Here is a 17,326-nt window from a genome sequence, read left to right as displayed (position 1 = left end):
TTAAGCCTTTTTTACTCTTTTTAATAGGTTTTTATAAACTGCACAATTCCCATATTTAGGGTATTCTTCCGATAGCCCAATTTTGGACGATCGGTAATAAGTGTTTTGAGTATTTGATTTTGTTTTTTCCAACTCTTCTTTTTGGATTTGCTGATAAATCTTTTTTAGGTCTTTTTGAGAAAAACAAGCGCAAGGGCTTTTATACATTTCATAGTATCTATCAGAACACGCAGTTAAAAAAATAGCACTTGATATAAAAAATAAAATAGTGAATTTTTTAGATTGTTTGTTCATTATTTTCCTCCTTTAGAGAGTTTTGAAGCTCCAAAGGATACGCCTTTGGCAATTCCTTTAGCTACAGATTTCATTGCTTGAGGAACTGCGGTACTTGCACCTCCGCTTAAAGCACTTAATGCAGCCATTCCTAAACCTTTAGCACCCCCGCCACTTTTAGAATAAGCTTGTTTCATCATTCCTACTATTCCTCCAGCCATAGCACCCCCAGCCATTGAACCTAATGCACTTGCACCTTTACTTGCCATATTGGTAATGTTGCTAACTCCGCTAAAGCCACTTTGAGTTTGTAAAATTCCATCAATGATTGATTGAATGGATTTGATAAGAACGATACAAATAGCTCCCATAATGATCATCATCATTAAATCTCCTTCAATAAAGACTTTATCAATCATCATTTTTCTTTCAGCTTCAATAATGGCTACATAAAATGCTCCAATGAGTAATAAAAAGGGTTTATAAAGAGTTAGAGAGATTAAAATTCTAATGTATGCTCCTAGCATTCCTCTTGTTTGAGGAAAAAACATTAGAGGAATAAAAAATATAGCTAGTGCTTCCCAAAGTTTTAGTTGAATGGTGGTAGAAATAATGACAAGGCACATAATGATGATAAAAGTAAGTTCGACAATAATCATGAAAAAAAATAATACAAGATCAAATATGATTTTGATACTTAAATTCCATAAAGAGATTTTAACTGTCTGTTTTGCAGTATCTAAAGTGAGATTAAAAATTTGCTGAATGATTGTAGATATACCATCTTGAGTTGAAATATTGCTATTTCTAATATTTTTAATCCCAGCGATAATGACTTGATTTAGTGTATCTGCAGGAAAGTTGATGAAGCCATCAAAATAAGTGCTAAAATCATTTGATCCTGTTGGGCTTAACACCCAATTTACAAATCCAATATAACAAACAAAAAGAATCAAAGAGATGATATTTTTATGTTCAAACATATCTTTTTCACGAATTCTTTTGATCGCCCAAATCCATATGAGTAAAACCATCAATATGTTTAAAATCCCTAACATATGAAGTTCATTAACGATTTGCACTCCTATTTTTCCAGCAAATTGATCTGTAATTTCAGTAAAAAGTCCCATCAGATATTCATAAAATGTTGTATTAGAGCCAGGCATTGAGATACCTCTCTTTCCAATTATTAGGATAGTTCTTTTTACATTCTTTGAGTTTTTTTACATTGTTAGAGTTTGAATTAAAGATATTGAGATATTTTCCAAGTTTGGATAAATTCACATCTAAAATATTTGAGGTATTATCAATGCGGTTTTTAAGCAAAATCTTCCGATCGTTTTTTGAAGTGGAGGTCAAAAACTCTTTTTCAATGTCTGAAAGAATAATCCCGTGTTTTTCTATCTTTTCAATATTTTTAGTAGGAAATAAGATAATATGTCCCATATTTTCAATAAAAGAAGAGGCATTTTTGACTTCATCTAATTGATTGATATCTTGAAAAGCTAGAGCAATGACACCATTAACCTTCCTTGCTTGAGTAATAGCAAGATTTAATTTTTCATTCATCGTTTCATTTTCTGTATAGGATTTGAACTCATCGATAAACATAAAAAAGCCTTTATTATTTTCTTTGGCTTCATAAATCATTTTGTGAAATAAGTAATAGGCAATCAAAGAGGCGTCTTTGCCTGAATTAACAATAAAGTCCATATTTAAAGTGGTGAGCTGATTTTTAAAACTGAGGGAATCTTGTGTTTTATTAAAAAGTGGATTTTCTAAATATCTTTGGAGTTGCATTTGCACAAAACCATCTTCCATTTTTACAATGCCCTCGCTAATATCGCTTAGTTGAGGGGTGATTCCTTGAATGTGTAAATTATGATAAGTATCTTTTACTACTTTTTCTAATGCAGAGAGTTTGGAAATATCATCAGGATTGTTTTCATTAATACCTACTAAAAATGCTAACCAAGCACTCAAAAATGATACATTTTCAGGCGTGTAGTCCAATGTAAATGGGTTGATGTAAAATTCTTCTCCGCTATTGTATTCACCATCAAAGAACTCTGTCATAATTTGCATTCCATAAAGTCTATCTAAGGATAGAATGTTGATAGGATATTTGAGTGCATTCATCATCAAAAATGACACAAGTGTTGTTTTCCCTGCACCTGTTCCACCAATAATCATCGTATGTCCTAATACATACTCTTTATTTTTGACTTCTTCGGCGTGGAAGTTAAATAAAAATGGCGACATACTTTGATTTTTAAATACTGATAGAGGCATATCTCCCCAAGAATTTTTATTTCGACCAGTCTGTTCTTTTTCAAACAAAATAAGCGAAGAAATCACTTTAGAGCTTTGCAGTCTTTTTCTAGCATTGAGATTATTGCGATTTGGGAAAAAACTAAAAAATGTTGGCATCATATTGATGGTTTCTATAACAGCGACTAGTCCATCGTTTTTAAAGATATTAACAATTTGATTACTGATTTTATCAAGGGATTTTTTGTCTTTTTCTCTTACAATCACTATTAAAGAGAGATTTTGCATAATAATGCGATCTGTTTTTACTAATTCTTTGAGTTCTACTAAGCTCTCTTTGATAAGAGAACTTGATCTTTTTCTCTTTTCTTCAATTCTTGAGATTGCTTTATTTTTAGCTAGAGGATCAATAGAGAGAACAATATCAATCTGGCATTCTAAATGAAGCAAATTTGAAAGCGTTAAAGAAGTGATTTCTTCGCAGTCATAAGATTTAATAGCAATGAATCGATTGTAAGTTTTATGAGTATTGAAATCTTGAATGAAATAATCTTTATGAAAACTCACATTACTAGCTATATAACTATCAGAAAGTATTCCATTGCTAGGATTAAAAGGAATATAAACACCATTAATATATTCTGCATAAAATCTTAGGATTTCTATAGAATTTAATTGCTTAGGTTTAAGATCACTTAGAGTTTGGCATACTCTTTGAATGATTGATTTTAGGACTATCTCTTTATTAATAAAGGTAAAATTAGTATTTTTTTCTTCTTTAATAGAAGTAGTCATCTCAAGTTTTTTCTTTTCTAAAAACGAAGTAAAATTACCGCTTTTGGTTTCAAAAATAAGAATGTATTGATTTGAAAAGACTTTTTCTTTGCCTTCCCATAAATTGATTATTTTTTTAGCATATTCATTTGGAATATCATCATATTCTTGATTGAATAAATACTGCCTTCTTTTGGTGATGATTTTAAGTTCGACTCCTTCATCAATCGCATTTAAAGCATTCAGACGATTTAAAAAGAGTTCGAGCATATCATCTTCATTGAGGTTACTATAATTGATGCCTTCTAAAGTGATAATTCCGATAAAATTTTCATTTTTAGTAATAACAAAATCATCGTTATAAATTCCAAGTATGTTGTTTTCTTCTATCATTGAATAGTGATTGGGTAAGCTTTTATCTAAAACTATTCCTGCATATTTTTTGATGCTTTCAAAGATATTCATTTTGATCCTTAAGCATAATAAGTATCAATGCCCTTTATGTTAAAAGAGGCAAAAATAATATCTGTAATATCTTCATCAAAAAATTCAGCTACATAAAAAAACGATATAAGAACAAAAAATAAAATCAGACCATAAAAAAAAGTCATATTAGCAATAGGCAAAACCGATATAGTGCAAAGAATCCAAGAATTCAAATTAAGCCCTAGAAACTTTTCTTTTTTGCTCAATTCCCTGATATTTTCGACTTTAGCGTGTGCAACATTAAACATTAAATCAACCAGTCAGCAATTTGTCTTGCATTTGTAATAGTTGCTACTGCTACGATGATAACAATACAACTTGTCGCAATTTCTTTAAGGCGTTCTTTCTCTTTAATCATATAAATGCCTACAGCTAATATAATCAAACCACCTAAAGCTTTCATATAGGTATTACTTATGAGATCTAAAATATTATTGACCTGATCGACAAAGTTTTTAGCCTCTGCAAAATTCATTAAGAAAATAAATATCATCAAGCTGTATCGGATTTGAAGTTCATTGATTTTTTTCATTGTTTTTCCTTATTATTATTAATTTTTACGAGGCTAGTTGGATTTTTTTATAAGAATCACTGCAATGCTCTAGTGCTTCTTTGATTCGTTTTTTGATGATGGCTTGAGCAAAATTACATTTGAGATTTGGGAGAGGTTGCCTGACTAGATCTTCATAGATGATGTTGTGCTGAAATTGTTCATCGTTTGCTAGTTTTGTTTTTACATAAACACTTTGTGCAAAAGAGAGTTCGTTTCTACTTGAGAAATCACAAAGAATAACTTCTTCATTTTCAAACACTAGGGTTTTATCTTTGAAGTCTTTGATGGCATTTTTAATAATGAGTTGCACATCTTTGTAAAATCTTGAAGGGAAAATAGGATCTCCATTTTCTTTATGGGTTTTTGGATAAAGGATTTGAAGTTTAGTATAATCCTTCATCTGTATATAACACAAATCAAATCTTTTATATTTAAATTCTAAAAATCCTAATTCTTGGAGTTCATAAAGCCAATTTTTTATGGTGCGATCGGTAACATCAAATTCATAAGTTTTTTTCCTTTGATTGATGGCAATCATCCCATTTTTTATTTGAAGATTCCAAAGAATGTCCCTTAACTCAGCATAGAAAAGATATATCTTTGAATTCTTATAAGATTTAAAAAACGAACGCAGATTAGAATTGTGAAAGGTTTGTAATTCAAACTTGGAAAGATCAAAGTCCAACATATAAGCTCCTAGTATTTTTTGGAACTTACATCTTGCTTAATGTTGCTTTTATACCCAAAAGAGGATAAAATTCAGTCAATCTAACAAACTGGAGAATTTATGTAATGCTAGTTGTGCCTAGAACATTGAGTGGATTTAAAGACAGACTACCTAAAGAAGCAATGGCAAAAGAAAAACTATTAAACAAAGTTTCTAAAGTTTTTCAGAGTTTTGGATTTGTTCCTATTGAGACACCCCATCTTGAATATGCAGATATACTTATTAAGCAAGGTAGCGATGAAATACAAAAAGAACTCTATGCTTTTAAAGATCATGGTGGCAGGGATGTAGCACTTCGATTTGATCAAACAGTGCCATTAGCAAGGTTTATTTCACAGTATCACAATGAGGTAGATCTTCCTTTCAAACGCTATGTCATTGGGAATGTTTTTCGAGGAGAGAGGGCACAGAGAGGACGATATAGGGAATTTACTCAGTGTGATTTTGATTTTATAGGCAGTAATTCTATTGTATGTGATGCAGAAATTGTAGAGGTTATTTATGCTTCTATGGAGTCTTTGGGGATTGAAGAATTTACCATTTGGCTCAATCATAGGGAAATACTCAATGGAATTTGTAAGTATTTTGGGATTGTAGAAAAAAGCAATATAGAAACTACGCTTAGAATCATTGATAAGCTTGATAAAATTGGTAAAGATGGCGTATGTATTGAGCTAAAAAAAGAACTCAATATGACGGAGAAAAAAATACAAGGGTTGCTTGAAGCTACAAATATCAAGCAAATAGGTGCTAGTGATGATTTTTTTGAGGAAATAGCACCGATGAAGCAATGGAATGAAGAGCTCAAAAAGGGCATAGAAGAGCTTGAAAAAATGTATGAAATTCTTTCAAATTTGGAAATGGATAGGGATACATACCGGATTAATTTCTCTATTGCTAGGGGACTAGGCTATTATACAGGGATTGTTTATGAGACTACTTTAAATCGCCTCAAAAGTCTAGGAAGTGTCTGTTCGGGTGGGAGATATGATGATTTGACACGAACTTTTTCGAAGGAAAAACTAAGTGGGGTGGGGGCATCTATCGGGATAGATAGACTTTTAGCAGGACTTGAGGAGTTGGGATTGCTTAGCAATAAATCTACAAATGCAAGAATTTTGATTTCCTGTATGCACGAAGCTTATTTTAGTTATGCTCGAGCACTTGCAGAATCTTTTCGCAGAAGCAATGTAAATACTGAGGTATATCCAGAAGCCACCAAACTAAAAAAACAATTTAGCTATGCACACTCAAAAGGGCATGAATTTGTTGTGGTTATCGGAGAAGATGAATATATTAGCAAGACTATCACCATTAAAAATATGACTTCAGGGATGCAACTAGATAGATTGAGCTTTTTAAAAATCTTAGAAATCATCAAAGAAGGTTGATGATTTTAAGATGTTTGGATTTTGGCTATTTAAAATCGATAGGTGTAGCTGAAATTTACTGTTGTAGAAACTACTAAATTAGCTGTTTGGTATCCTTCTATTGGCATTGATGAAGTGCTAGGTATGCTTTGTTTTTCTTCCCCACTTGCTACATAGCTAGTGAAGAATCCAAAAACATTGAAGGGTATCTTCACTCCAAATTCAAATTGGTTGTGATTAAGATAGTAGTGAGCCCCAAGATTGAGATAAGCCCCATTTCCAAAAAGGGAATTTTTGTAGGTTATGATACTTGTTCCATCGGTTATGGTTGTTTTACCAGCGATATAGTTGGCTAGTTCATAACCAAGACCAAAAGAAAGTCCTATAGAGTCTCTATTTGTGTTATAAAAATCATATAGATAATCTACATCAACTCCATATCGCAAACCAAAGTAATTTGCTTTTTTCTCCATATCAGTAGCACTTGAAGTTTTGCCTTTCATAGCTGAAGTGTCTTTGGCTTGTCTAATATAGCTTCCCATACTAATATGACCTCCTATTCTAAATCCTTGCTTAGGAGTTACGTAGAGTTGATAACCTCCCTTTAAGCCGTAGGTAAAAGCGGTTTGAGTTAAGGGAGTAAAATCAAATACTGAAGTTGGATAAGATGAATATGAAGAACCACCAGTAGATAGACTCACACTATCTCCATATGAAAAACTGCTTGAACCTAGATCAATACCAGCAAAGTATCCGCTTTTTTGTTTTTCATCCATTCCGTAAGTTAGACTACTTATGAGTGAAAATACCGCCATTGAGACATAAAACTTATTCATTATATTTTCCTTTATATTTTTTGAAAAATGGATTTAATTATATAAATTTAGATAAGTTGCTTAAAACTATTTTTATTTAAAAATATTCTTATTTATATTTACTTTTTGTAACAATTTTTGATTGTTTTTAGATGTTGACAGATTGAATATTGTTTCATATTTATTATTAAGATTTAGGTATTATTTTTGCTTTTAATTTTACATTTAAAACTGCTTGGTAGGAGTGTTGGAAATAATGAGATTGTTTAGTTTAGTTTTGGCAGGGGTATTTTTTACTGGATGTTCGCTGCTCAATGTTTTTGATGGAAATATTGCTCAAGATAATTGGAAGATACAAAAAATCATTGTGGGAGGCAAGGAATATCTCTCTCCTCAATCTTTGAAGGCGGAAACCTTAAAGGATGCACAAAATAAAACTTCTGAATCCACGCAAGAGACAGATAATACCGATAATGCATCTTCTGAAAAAAATACACTTCTTAGCGATTCAGATGCTACTTCATCTGATAGTATAGATAATGAAGCCAGTGATATAAAACAAAACAATGCATCAAATGATGAAGGAGAATTTACAAGTTTGAATGAAGTATCTACAATGACTTTTGATCCTTCTCAACATAGAATTTATGGTTTAGCTGCGTGTAATAATTATTTTGCTAGTTATGCTTGGAAAGATGATGATCATATTGAGATTGCAAACTCAGGCATCACTAGAAAACTTTGTAGCCCTGATGAATTGATGAGTTTTGAATTTCGGTTTATGAGAGATTTTAGTGGATTATTTACTATCACTAGGAATAAAACTTCAATGATATTAGATAATGGAAAAATGCAGATATATCTTCAGGCAATCAAGCCATAATGGACACAATCATAGCTTGTGTAGATTCACAGACAACCATCAAGGGTTCAAGATTTTTGAGTTTTTTGATTCCTTTTGATGGTTTTGAAAAAACTTTGGCTGAACTTAGAACTACCCATCTAAAAGCTACTCATTGTGTGTATGCTTATCGTACTATGGTCGAAAATCAGATTATTGAGAGATTTAGTGATGATGGAGAACCTAAAGGTAGTTCGGGAATACCTATCTTGAATGTCCTAAGAGGTAGGGAAATGATAAATATCGCAGCAATTGTTGTGCGGTATTTTGGTGGCACTTTGTTAGGCGTAGGTGGATTGGTCAGAGCATATACAAAAAGCGTTCTTAAAAGCGTGGAAATAGCAGAAAAATCAGGAATGTTGTTGAAATTTGAACCCCTAATTAACAGTAATTTGGAATGTGATTATTCGCTCATAGGACGCATAGAGTATCTAGCAAAAAAACTAGGAGTAAATTTACAAAAAGAAGCTTTTTTGGAAAAGATTGTTAAAATCAGGATATCAGGTTCTATAATGAAAGTAAATTTATTTCTAAAAGAATATGAACAGGATTTAAAATTCAGGAGTTAAAATGGAAATTCTCAATCAGTATTATTTGTGGATAAAAGCAGTGCATATAATAGCCTTTGTTTCTTGGATGGCGATGCTTTTTTATCTCCCTAGAATTTTTGTCTATCATGTTGAAAATCAATCAAATCAAAGCTACACCAATGTAGCAAAAGTTCAAGAGAGGAAGCTTTACTCATTTATTGGAAAACCTGCTATGCTATTAACTCTTATCACGGGGATTTTGATGATAAGTATCAATCCTGAGCTATTTCGATCGGGTTCTTGGTTGCACATTAAATTGCTTTTTGTTGTTTTTTTGCTAATTTATCATTTTATGTGCGGGTATTATGTGAGGGCATTTCAAAATGATCGATGTGAAAAAAGTGGAAAATTTTTTAGAGTATTTAATGAAATACCGACTTTGTGTTTGGTTGTGATTGTTGTTTGTGCAGTGATTAAATTTTAGGAGAAGAGATGGCAAAGTTATGGGGTGGAAGGTTCGCCCAAGAAAGTAGCAATTTGTTAGATAATTTTAATGCTTCCATTGTTTTTGATAAACAGCTTTGGGAGTATGATATTAAGGGATCTAAAATTCACGCAAAGATGCTTTTGAGTATTGGTGTTTTGGAAAAATCTGAATATGAGCTTATTATTAAAGGACTTGAGAGTATCTCAGAACAGATTCAAAAAGGTCAATTTGAATTTAAGATCGTTGATGAAGATATTCATATGTCGATTGAAAGTGCCCTCATAGCTCTTATTGGCGAGTCGGGAAAAAAACTTCATACCGCTAGAAGTCGTAATGATCAAGTCGCCCTTGATTTTAGAATGTATGTTTTAGATTATAACTGCAAAATCAGAGTAAAAATATTAGATCTAATAGATACTATCCTTTTTTTAGCTAAAAAAAATACAGATACTATAATGCCTGGGATGACGCACCTTCAACACGCTCAACCCATTAATTTTGGATTTCATTTAGTTGCTTGGTGTGCTAGTTTAAAGAGAGATTATCAGAGGTTTTTCGATAGCTTTGAACGTAATAATTTTTTACCATTAGGTGTTGGAGCATTAGCGGGGACACCCTATAAAAATGATAGAGATATGATGGCAAAAGAACTAGGATTCAAAGCCCCTACTTTAAATGCTATGGATACAGTGAGTGAAAGAGATTTTGCACTTGATATGCTCTATGATATCTCGATGCTATTAATGCATATTTCTAGGATCGCTGAGGAGTTGGTACTATGGAGCAGTTATGAATTTAAATTCATTGCATTATCTGATGCATACTCCACTGGAAGTTCTATTATGCCTCAAAAGAAAAATCCTGATGTTCCCGAACTTTTACGAGGAAAAAGTGGAAGGGCATTTGGCAATCTTATGGGGTTACTTACGGTTATGAAAGGACTGCCTCTAGCGTATAATAAAGATACACAAGAGGACAAAGAAGGTGTGTTTGATAGCGTTAAAACTACAATGATTTCTTTGGATATACTAAAAGAGGTACTTCTTACAATGAAGATATATCCTGAAAATATGTTGAAAATGGCAAAAATAGGGCATTTAACCGCTACGGATTTGGCTGATTTTTTGGTTAGAAAAAAGAATTTGCCCTTCAGAGAAGCCCATCGTATCACAGGGGAGGTGGTAGCTTTTGCAGAAAAAAAAGGTGTGGATATTAGTGAGTTAGATGAAGAGGAAATTTTTCAAATCACTTCCTTGGAGCTAGTAGGAATCAAAAAAGTTTTAGATACTAGAGCCTCTATGAATGCACGAGATAGCCTTGGAGGAACATCTACAGGCAGAACAGAAGAACAAATAAACATATTAGAAAAATGGATAAATGAGGAAAAAAATGGACAAGCAAAAACAAATCATTGAAATGTTTGATCAAATTGCCCCTACTTATGATAGTGCTAATCGTATATTAAGCTTGGGGATTGATGTAGCTTGGAGAAGAGAAGCTTGTAAAAAGGCGTTTGAGTATTTCGGAGAAAACAAACCTTCTGTGATACTTGATGTGGCTTGTGGAACTGGTGATATGATACTGCATTGGGAAAAAAATGCCAAAAAATTTCAAAAGGATTTTGGAAAGATTATTGGTATTGATCCATCTAGCGGGATGCTTGAGGTAGCACAAGAAAAACTTAAAAATCAGTTAAAATCCAGAAAGGCTGAACTTCTTTTAGGTGAGGCAAAAAATCTCAGGGGTATAGAAAATCAAAGTGTAGATATTTTGTCTATTGCTTATGGACTTCGTAATGTTGTAGATGTCAAAGAAGCATTAAGTGAGTTTGCTAGAGTCCTTAAAAAAGGAGGGGTTCTTGTTGTATTAGAATTCACAAAGAAAGAAAAAGAGAATTTTTTAGATAAGATAGCAGGATTTTATACAAGGAATATTTTGCCACTTATTGGTGGTCTGGTATCAAAAAATTACAAGGCGTATAAATATTTGCCAGATTCTATTGATGGATTTTTGACCTCAAGTATGCTGACACAAGAACTTAGCAAACTTGGTATCCATACAAGATTCATCAAAGCTTATAGTGCAAATATTTCAACCCTTCTGATTGGAGTGAAACAATAAGATGAATGATAAAACTTTTTTAAATAGTTTTTTGGCTCTTTCAGAACCAATAACTTGGGCTACATTGGGAATTTTGGCTATCTGTTTTTACTTGCTGTGGGTATTGCAAAAGAAAAATTTCAGTTTTTCTCTTCGAATGTTTGTCGCACTTTTTGTAGGACTTGCTTTTGGATTTGTCCTTCAAGCTATAGCTGGTTATCCAGATCAAAATCAAATGAAAAATATTTTGTGGTTGGTTGAAATTAAGACTTGGTTTAGCTTTTTTGGTAAAGCATTTGTAAGTTTTATTAAAATGCTTGTTGTCCCGATTATTTTATTTTCGTTGATACGAATTATTTTGCGAATTGATAATGGCGTCAATCTAAAGGCATTGTTAGGTAGATCGGTTTTTTGGCTTTTATTTACCACTGCAATTGCTGCTAGTGTAGGAATTTTTTTGGCTGTGAATTTTGGATTGGGTCAAAATTTACAATCCATTTCAGATGGTGCAGAGATAAGAAATGTCAAGACTTTTACAGATGTTTTATTGGGAATTATTCCGGATAATCCTGTTTTTGCGATGAGTAGCGATAATATTATTGCTGTAGTTGTTTTTACATTTTTTGTTGGATTTGGTGCTAGGGCTATTGCAAAAAATAAAGAGTTTGAAAAAATATCTAAAACGCTTGATAACATTATTGAAGCAGGTTATCAGATTGTGATGTGGATGACTTTATTTATCATTCGATTTATGCCATATGCAGTGATATGTTTGATGGCCAATACATTGATTTCAAATGGTTTTGGAGCTATTAGAGGTGCGATATTATTTGTTGGACTCATTTATCTAGCGATGGTTGTTATGTTGGTAATACATCTCCTTTTGATTGCTTTGCACGGTTTGAATCCTTGGATTTATTTAAAAAAATCTTTGAACACTTATTTGTTGGCCTTTACTAGCAGATCTTCGATGGCTATGTTGCCATTAAGCATTTCTACATTGACAGATAAGTTAGGAGTAAATGCAGGAACAGCTAATTTTACTGCATCTTTGGGAAGCACAGTGGGACTTAATGGCTGTGCAGGATATTTTCCTGCTATGACCGCTGTATTCATTGCTAATATTTTGGGAGTGCCGATTGATTTTAGTTTTATGGTGATGGTGGTAATAGTTGCTATTTTGGGTTCTTTGGGGATAGCTGGGGTTCCTGGTGTGGCTACTATGGCTGCTTCTATTATGCTCGCAGGTATTGGCTTTGGAGAGCATTTTGGACTTCTTGCAATTGTATTAGCCATTGATCCTATATTGGATATGGCACGGACATTGAGTAATGTTTCTGGAGCTATGACTTCTGCTGTTTGTGCTGACAAGGAATTGGGCACATTAAATAAGGAAATCTATAATGGATAAAGAAAAAATACTAGAAGAACTTAGTTTTGAAGAAAGAATAGAAAAAACTAAGCAAATTCTATCTAAACTCAATAATCAAAGTCTAAATTTAAGAGATGGACTTAATCTTTATAAAGATGGACTAAAAGAGTTAGAACTTGCTCAAAAAATGTTAGAGAATGTAAAATTACAATATCAAGAACTGAAGGTGCAAAATATGGAAAATAAGGAACAAGAATGAATTTTGCGATTTTTCAACTCCCTACATTACCCTTAAAAGAAGAGAAATTATCCACTTATATTAAAGCCATTAAAAAGGGTTCAGTCGTGGTTTTGGGTGAGTATGTTTTAAATTTTTTTTTTCATGATCTCAAAAACTCACCAAAAGAGCTTTTGAATAAAATAGCTCAAAGTAAGCTCACACAACTCTCTAAACTTGCAAAAAAGTATGATTTGACTATTGTCGCTCCTGTGGTATGCGGGGATGAAAAAAAGATTTATAAAAAAATTGCCATTATTGATGGAGAAAAAACACATTATTACATGCAACAACGATTGATCTCTTTTTCGCATTGGGATGAGGAGAATTTTTTTGCAAATCCTAAAAGTAAAAATTTCAAATTGCCTTATATCTTTGAAAAAGATGGATTGAAGATAGCAACACTTTTTGGTTTTGAATTGCATTTTGATGAAATATGGCTCAAGCTTAAACAAGCTGATGTAGATGTGGTAATTTTATGTACAGCAAGTACTTTTGATTCCAATAATAGGTGGAGAGATTTGTGTAAGGCTAGGGCATTTATTAATTCTTGCATGGTGGTTCGGGCAAATCGGATTGGTGAATATATAGAAGATGGATTTAAATGGAAGTTTTATGGAGATAGTTTTGTAGCTTTGCCAAATGGAAAAATAGAAGATAATCTAGGCGAAAAAGAAGAAATTTTGTGTGTAGAGATTCAAAAAGAAGAGATTGATAAATTTGTCAAAGAATGGAATTTTAGGTAATTCTAGCGTTATCTTTAGAAAATGAATAAAAATTTGGGTATAATCCAATCACTAAATACACATTCTTCACACTAATCTACAAGGGAAATTATGTCAGCAAAAGAAATCAATCAGGAGCTAGAAAGTCTATTTAAGGAAGCTGAAAGCGGTTTTGTTTCTTATGAAAAGATAGCTCAAACCATTCAAAAAGCACCTACTTTGGCTCAAGTAAAGAAAATAAAAGAGTTAGCAAAGAAATTTAAAAGAGTGCTTGTAACTTCATCTGAATTAGCAAAAAATCTCAATACAGCAGATAAGATTAAGCTCGCCGAAGAGAAGAGAAAAGTTTTAGATGAAGAACTTGAAGATGAATTTGATTTCATGAAAGAAAGAGAGCTTTTAGAATGGAGTAGGAGTGATAGTCCAGTTCGTATGTATCTTCGAGAGATGGGGCAGATTGCTCTTTTGACAAAAGATGAAGAGATTGACTTGAGTAAACAGATTGAGCTTGGGGAAAATACAATTTTAGATGCGATTTGTTCAGTACCTTATTTGATTGATTTTATTTATGACTATAAAGACGCATTGATTAATCGAGAAAGAAGAGTAAAAGAACTTTTCAAAAGCTTTGATGATGAAGAAAGTGATGATGAAGAAGAAGATGAAGAGAGTTTAGATGATGAGGAAATAGAAAATAAAAAACCTGTTAGCAAGAAAGATCAAAAACGTGTAGATAAGGTTTTGGATAGTTTTAAAGCATTGGATAAAGCCAAAAAAGACTGGATGAAAGCTTTAGATATTGTTCCAAATCCAGAGGATGATGAATTGTTACACATCCTTACTTTGGCATATAAAAAACAAGTCTTGAAGGATAAGTTGCTTGATTTGGGACCTACAAGTAAGCTTATTAATGAACTAGTTAAAGCAATGGAAAATACTCTCAAAAGCGGAGATGGGTTTGAAAGAGAATTGAAGAGGTTAGAATATAAACTTCCCTTATTTAATGATATTCTCATAGAAAATCATCAAAAAATTCTTGATAATATCACTAATATGTCTAGAGATGATATTGCCGCAGCTGTTCCTGAAGCAACAATGGTCAGTGTATATGTTGAGCTTAAAAAACTTTTTCAAACAAAAGAAGCTAGTGAGGGGGGCTTTGATCTTGAGCCTGAAAAACTTAAAGAAATTTTAGAGCAGATAAAAAGAGGAAAATCTATTTCTGATAAAGCAAAAAATAAGATGGCTAAATCAAACCTTAGATTGGTGGTTTCTATCGCTAAGAGATATACCAATAGAGGATTACCATTTTTAGATTTGATCCAAGAGGGTAATATTGGTCTAATGAAGGCGGTAGATAAATTTGAGTATAAAAAAGGGTTTAAATTCTCTACTTATGCGACTTGGTGGATAAGACAAGCAATTTCTAGAGCGATAGCAGATCAAGCAAGAACAATTCGAATCCCTATTCACATGATAGAAACTATCAATCGTATCCATAAAATTATGCGTAAATATGTGCAAGAAATAGGTAAAGAACCTGACGTTGAAATCATTGCTCAAGAAGTTGGACTGCCTGTGGATAAGGTCAAAAATGTTATCAAGATTACCAAAGAGCCTATCAGTTTAGAAGCCCCGATCGGAAATGATGATGATGGAAAATTTGGAGATTTTGTCGAGGATAAGAATTCAATGGGACCGATGGATTACATCATGAAAGAAGATTTAAAAGTTCAGATTGACGAAGTTCTCGATCAGCTTAATGATAGGGAAAAAGCGGTTATTCGTATGCGTTTTGGATTGCTTGATGATGAAAGTGATCGTACGCTTGAAGAAATAGGCAAAGAACTCAATGTGACAAGAGAGCGTGTCAGACAAATAGAATCAAGTGCCATTAAAAAACTCAAGCATCCTAAAGTGGGCAGAAAACTCAAAAATTATATTGAAGAATAGAAGTGAAAAAGCTTTTTTCAAACTCTTTTTCTTATCACTGTATTATCTTTATTTTTGCAGTTGTTTTTGTGGGGCTTTATAATGATACTTTTTGGCTGAAAATCCATTCATATTCGATTGAAGATGGTAATGGTGGATATTTTCTTATTTCTACGATCTTTATTGCCTATGTTTTGATCTTGAGCTTAGCTATGGAACTTATAACGTTTAGAATAACTGCAAAATGGTTGATTGGCATTCTTGTTTGTATTGCTGGAGTGAGTCAATATTATATGAAAACTTTTGATATCACTATCAATGATATGGTTATAGAGAGCTTGTTTAATACGCATTTTTCTGAAGCAAAAGAATTTATTACTATAGGATTATTCTTTTCATTTTTGGGTTATGTAATTTTTCCTATTTTTATTTTATACATGATGAAACTATCTTCTAAAACCCCATTTGTTAAGGGCATGTATGTAAAAATATTTTTTGTTCTGATGTATGTGCTTTTGATATCTGGAATATATCTATGGCAAGGTAGCAATATTGTTTTTGCCTTTAAAAGTTCTAAATCTATCATTTATATGACAAATCCTATTTCTACAATTCGATCGGGCGTTGATTATGTTTTGAATTCTTATGGGAATACAAAGCAATTCGTTCATATTGGATTAGATGCAAGACTATCTGAAGATCATCATAAGAAAATTTTTGTTTTAGTTATCGGAGAGAGTGCTAGAGCTGCTAATTATTCTTTAAATGGCTATGCCAGAGACACTAATCGCTATACGCAGAAGCTAGATTCTTTGGTCAATTTTAGAAATTTTTATTCTTGTGGAGTTATCACTGCAATTTCTATCCCTTGTATGCTCACTAATTACACACATCAAACTTACAAAAAAAGAAATCAATCATTATATATAGATAATCTTTTGGATATTGTCCAAAGGGCAGGGTATGAAACTTATTGGATTAGCAATAATGGAGGGAGTTGTATGGGGGATGTTTGTGTAAGGATAAAAAATATCAAGTATTATAATGATGGGGATTTTGATGGAGTAATGCTTGGTGAGATTGGGGCATTGATAAAAAATGCAAAAAAAGATTCCTTGATAGTGGTAAATCTACATGGCTCTCATGGGGCATTATATTATCAAAGATACCCGAAAAATTTTGAGATATTCACTCCTGTATGCAAGGATAAAGAACTACAAAAATGTTCTTACCAAGAAATAGTGAATGCTTATGATAATTCCCTTATTTATACAGATTATTTTATTGCTCAGGTTATCTCATCTTTGCAGGAGAAAAAAGGTTTTTCTGTGGGGTTATGGTACTTGAGCGATCATGGAGAGAGTTTGGGAGAATATGGGCAATATATGCATGGAGGATTACCTTATGCACTTTCTCCAGATTTTCAGAAACATATTCCTTCGATGATTTGGTTGGGGAGAGGATTTCAAGGAGACTTTGATAGACTCAATAAGCAAAAAGACAGGCAACTTAGTCAGGATTACTTATTCCATACAATGCTAGATTTACTCGATATTCAAACAAGTGTCTATGAAAAACAGCTTGATATTTTGGAGTGAAAGATAAAATCCCATATATTTTGGAGTGTAAGACAAGACTCTATCTGATCTTTTTATACATTTATGGTTTTAAAGATTGTTTTGTTTATTTTTAAGAAACTCGTTATGTGCAAAATTTTTTATGATGGAAATGAT

18 protein-coding genes are annotated in these 17,326 nt (G+C 32.4%); 11 read left to right on the top strand and 7 right to left on the bottom strand.

The genetic code is table 11. From position 1 onward, the window contains the following. The 6 genes from Q5I06_RS03205 to Q5I06_RS03180 are packed head-to-tail and all read right to left on the bottom strand — an operon-like array spanning position 1 to position 5,045. A complete protein-coding gene (locus Q5I06_RS03205) occupies positions 1-294 on the bottom strand; it encodes a hypothetical protein (protein WP_305516927.1) in 294 nt (97 codons plus the stop codon). After that, complete coding sequence (locus Q5I06_RS03200) at positions 294-1,439, bottom strand: type IV secretion system protein (RefSeq protein WP_305516928.1); 1,146 nt, start codon at positions 1,437-1,439, stop codon at positions 294-296. The genes Q5I06_RS03205 and Q5I06_RS03200 overlap by 1 nt, the downstream gene beginning before the upstream one ends. Beyond that, positions 1,426-3,783 (bottom strand): VirB4 family type IV secretion/conjugal transfer ATPase, encoded by a 2,358-nt coding sequence (locus Q5I06_RS03195; protein ID WP_305516929.1) that lies wholly within the window; start codon positions 3,781-3,783, stop codon positions 1,426-1,428. The genes Q5I06_RS03200 and Q5I06_RS03195 overlap by 14 nt, the downstream gene beginning before the upstream one ends. Before the next feature lie 8 nt (positions 3,784-3,791). After that, positions 3,792-4,052, bottom strand: coding sequence for a virB3 type IV secretion protein (locus Q5I06_RS03190; RefSeq protein ID WP_305516930.1), 261 nt, complete (start codon positions 4,050-4,052; stop codon positions 3,792-3,794). Then, entirely contained in the window at positions 4,052-4,336 is a 285-nt protein-coding gene (locus Q5I06_RS03185) for a virB2 type IV secretion protein (RefSeq protein WP_305516931.1), read from the bottom strand. Before Q5I06_RS03185 ends, Q5I06_RS03190 begins: the two co-directional genes overlap by 1 nt. Before the next feature lie 25 nt (positions 4,337-4,361). Then, a complete protein-coding gene (locus Q5I06_RS03180; protein WP_305516932.1) occupies positions 4,362-5,045 on the bottom strand; it encodes a hypothetical protein in 684 nt (227 codons plus the stop codon). Between the two features lie 104 nt (positions 5,046-5,149). On the opposite strand from Q5I06_RS03180, the gene hisS reads away from it, so the two are divergent. Then, on the top strand, positions 5,150-6,475 hold the full coding sequence (gene hisS / locus Q5I06_RS03175) for a histidine--tRNA ligase (protein ID WP_305516933.1): 1,326 nt from the start codon (positions 5,150-5,152) through the stop codon (positions 6,473-6,475). Positions 6,476-6,504: 29 nt separating this feature from the next. Here the strand turns inward: hisS and Q5I06_RS03170 are convergent, their stop codons facing one another. Beyond that, on the bottom strand, positions 6,505-7,290 hold the full coding sequence (locus Q5I06_RS03170; protein WP_305516934.1) for an outer membrane beta-barrel protein: 786 nt from the start codon (positions 7,288-7,290) through the stop codon (positions 6,505-6,507). Positions 7,291-7,525: 235 nt separating this feature from the next. Here Q5I06_RS03170 and Q5I06_RS03165 point away from each other — a divergent pair, with 235 nt between their 5' ends. From Q5I06_RS03165 to Q5I06_RS03120, 10 genes are all read left to right on the top strand, one after another. After that, positions 7,526-8,152, top strand: a complete 627-nt coding sequence (locus tag Q5I06_RS03165) for an META domain-containing protein (protein ID WP_305516935.1) — start codon at positions 7,526-7,528, stop codon at positions 8,150-8,152. After that, positions 8,152-8,739 carry an IMPACT family protein gene (locus Q5I06_RS03160; RefSeq protein WP_305516936.1) on the top strand — a complete coding sequence of 196 codons (588 nt, stop codon included), beginning with the start codon at positions 8,152-8,154 and terminating at the stop codon, positions 8,737-8,739. The genes Q5I06_RS03165 and Q5I06_RS03160 overlap by 1 nt, the downstream gene beginning before the upstream one ends. A 1-nt stretch (position 8,740) precedes the next feature. After that, positions 8,741-9,184: a protoporphyrinogen oxidase HemJ gene (gene hemJ / locus Q5I06_RS03155; protein WP_305516937.1), complete on the top strand. Its 444-nt coding sequence runs from the start codon at positions 8,741-8,743 to the stop codon at positions 9,182-9,184. A gap of 8 nt (positions 9,185-9,192) precedes the next feature. After that, positions 9,193-10,602, top strand: a complete 1,410-nt coding sequence (gene argH, locus Q5I06_RS03150) for an argininosuccinate lyase (RefSeq protein WP_305516938.1) — start codon at positions 9,193-9,195, stop codon at positions 10,600-10,602. Further along, on the top strand, positions 10,577-11,308 hold the full coding sequence (gene ubiE, locus Q5I06_RS03145) for a bifunctional demethylmenaquinone methyltransferase/2-methoxy-6-polyprenyl-1,4-benzoquinol methylase UbiE (RefSeq protein ID WP_305516939.1): 732 nt from the start codon (positions 10,577-10,579) through the stop codon (positions 11,306-11,308). The genes argH and ubiE overlap by 26 nt, the downstream gene beginning before the upstream one ends. A 1-nt stretch (position 11,309) precedes the next feature. Further along, the gene (locus Q5I06_RS03140; RefSeq protein WP_305516940.1) at positions 11,310-12,698 is read left to right on the top strand and encodes a cation:dicarboxylate symporter family transporter; all 1,389 of its coding nucleotides are present in this window, start codon (positions 11,310-11,312) and stop codon (positions 12,696-12,698) included. Beyond that, positions 12,691-12,918, top strand: a complete 228-nt coding sequence (gene xseB / locus Q5I06_RS03135; protein ID WP_305516941.1) for an exodeoxyribonuclease VII small subunit — start codon at positions 12,691-12,693, stop codon at positions 12,916-12,918. The genes Q5I06_RS03140 and xseB overlap by 8 nt, the downstream gene beginning before the upstream one ends. Further along, complete coding sequence (locus Q5I06_RS03130) at positions 12,915-13,682, top strand: carbon-nitrogen hydrolase family protein (protein WP_305516942.1); 768 nt, start codon at positions 12,915-12,917, stop codon at positions 13,680-13,682. The genes xseB and Q5I06_RS03130 overlap by 4 nt, the downstream gene beginning before the upstream one ends. 90 nt (positions 13,683-13,772) lie before the next feature. Beyond that, positions 13,773-15,614 (top strand): RNA polymerase sigma factor RpoD, encoded by a 1,842-nt coding sequence (rpoD, locus tag Q5I06_RS03125; protein WP_305516943.1) that lies wholly within the window; start codon positions 13,773-13,775, stop codon positions 15,612-15,614. Between the two features lie 2 nt (positions 15,615-15,616). Continuing rightward, complete coding sequence (locus Q5I06_RS03120; protein ID WP_305516944.1) at positions 15,617-17,191, top strand: phosphoethanolamine transferase; 1,575 nt, start codon at positions 15,617-15,619, stop codon at positions 17,189-17,191. Positions 17,192-17,326: the final 135 nt, after the last annotated feature.

Origin of the sequence: Helicobacter cappadocius (assembly GCF_030688855.1) — a bacterium.
GTDB lineage: Bacteria > Campylobacterota > Campylobacteria > Campylobacterales > Helicobacteraceae > Helicobacter_J > Helicobacter_J cappadocius.
This window is presented reverse-complemented; position numbering and strand designations above follow the sequence as displayed.

Excerpts from the sequence above, each read along its gene's own strand:
- Q5I06_RS03185 (WP_305516931.1), bottom strand. The coding sequence starts at position 4,336 with ATGAAAAAAATCAATGAACTTCAAATCCGATACAGCTTGATGATATTT.
- Q5I06_RS03180 (WP_305516932.1), bottom strand. The coding sequence starts at position 5,045 with ATGTTGGACTTTGATCTTTCCAAGTTTGAATTACAAACCTTTCACAAT.
- Q5I06_RS03165 (WP_305516935.1), top strand. The coding sequence starts at position 7,526 with ATGAGATTGTTTAGTTTAGTTTTGGCAGGGGTATTTTTTACTGGATGT.
- hemJ (WP_305516937.1), top strand. The coding sequence starts at position 8,741 with ATGGAAATTCTCAATCAGTATTATTTGTGGATAAAAGCAGTGCATATA.
- ubiE (WP_305516939.1), top strand. The coding sequence starts at position 10,577 with ATGGACAAGCAAAAACAAATCATTGAAATGTTTGATCAAATTGCCCCT.
- Q5I06_RS03160 (WP_305516936.1), top strand. The coding sequence starts at position 8,152 with ATGGACACAATCATAGCTTGTGTAGATTCACAGACAACCATCAAGGGT.
- argH (WP_305516938.1), top strand. The coding sequence starts at position 9,193 with ATGGCAAAGTTATGGGGTGGAAGGTTCGCCCAAGAAAGTAGCAATTTG.
- Q5I06_RS03140 (WP_305516940.1), top strand. The coding sequence starts at position 11,310 with ATGAATGATAAAACTTTTTTAAATAGTTTTTTGGCTCTTTCAGAACCA.
- Q5I06_RS03200 (WP_305516928.1), bottom strand. The coding sequence starts at position 1,439 with ATGCCTGGCTCTAATACAACATTTTATGAATATCTGATGGGACTTTTT.
- hisS (WP_305516933.1), top strand. The coding sequence starts at position 5,150 with ATGCTAGTTGTGCCTAGAACATTGAGTGGATTTAAAGACAGACTACCT.
- rpoD (WP_305516943.1), top strand. The coding sequence starts at position 13,773 with ATGTCAGCAAAAGAAATCAATCAGGAGCTAGAAAGTCTATTTAAGGAA.
- Q5I06_RS03130 (WP_305516942.1), top strand. The coding sequence starts at position 12,915 with ATGAATTTTGCGATTTTTCAACTCCCTACATTACCCTTAAAAGAAGAG.
- Q5I06_RS03190 (WP_305516930.1), bottom strand. The coding sequence starts at position 4,052 with ATGTTTAATGTTGCACACGCTAAAGTCGAAAATATCAGGGAATTGAGC.
- Q5I06_RS03170 (WP_305516934.1), bottom strand. The coding sequence starts at position 7,290 with ATGAATAAGTTTTATGTCTCAATGGCGGTATTTTCACTCATAAGTAGT.
- Q5I06_RS03195 (WP_305516929.1), bottom strand. The coding sequence starts at position 3,783 with ATGAATATCTTTGAAAGCATCAAAAAATATGCAGGAATAGTTTTAGAT.
- Q5I06_RS03205 (WP_305516927.1), bottom strand. The coding sequence starts at position 294 with ATGAACAAACAATCTAAAAAATTCACTATTTTATTTTTTATATCAAGT.
- xseB (WP_305516941.1), top strand. The coding sequence starts at position 12,691 with ATGGATAAAGAAAAAATACTAGAAGAACTTAGTTTTGAAGAAAGAATA.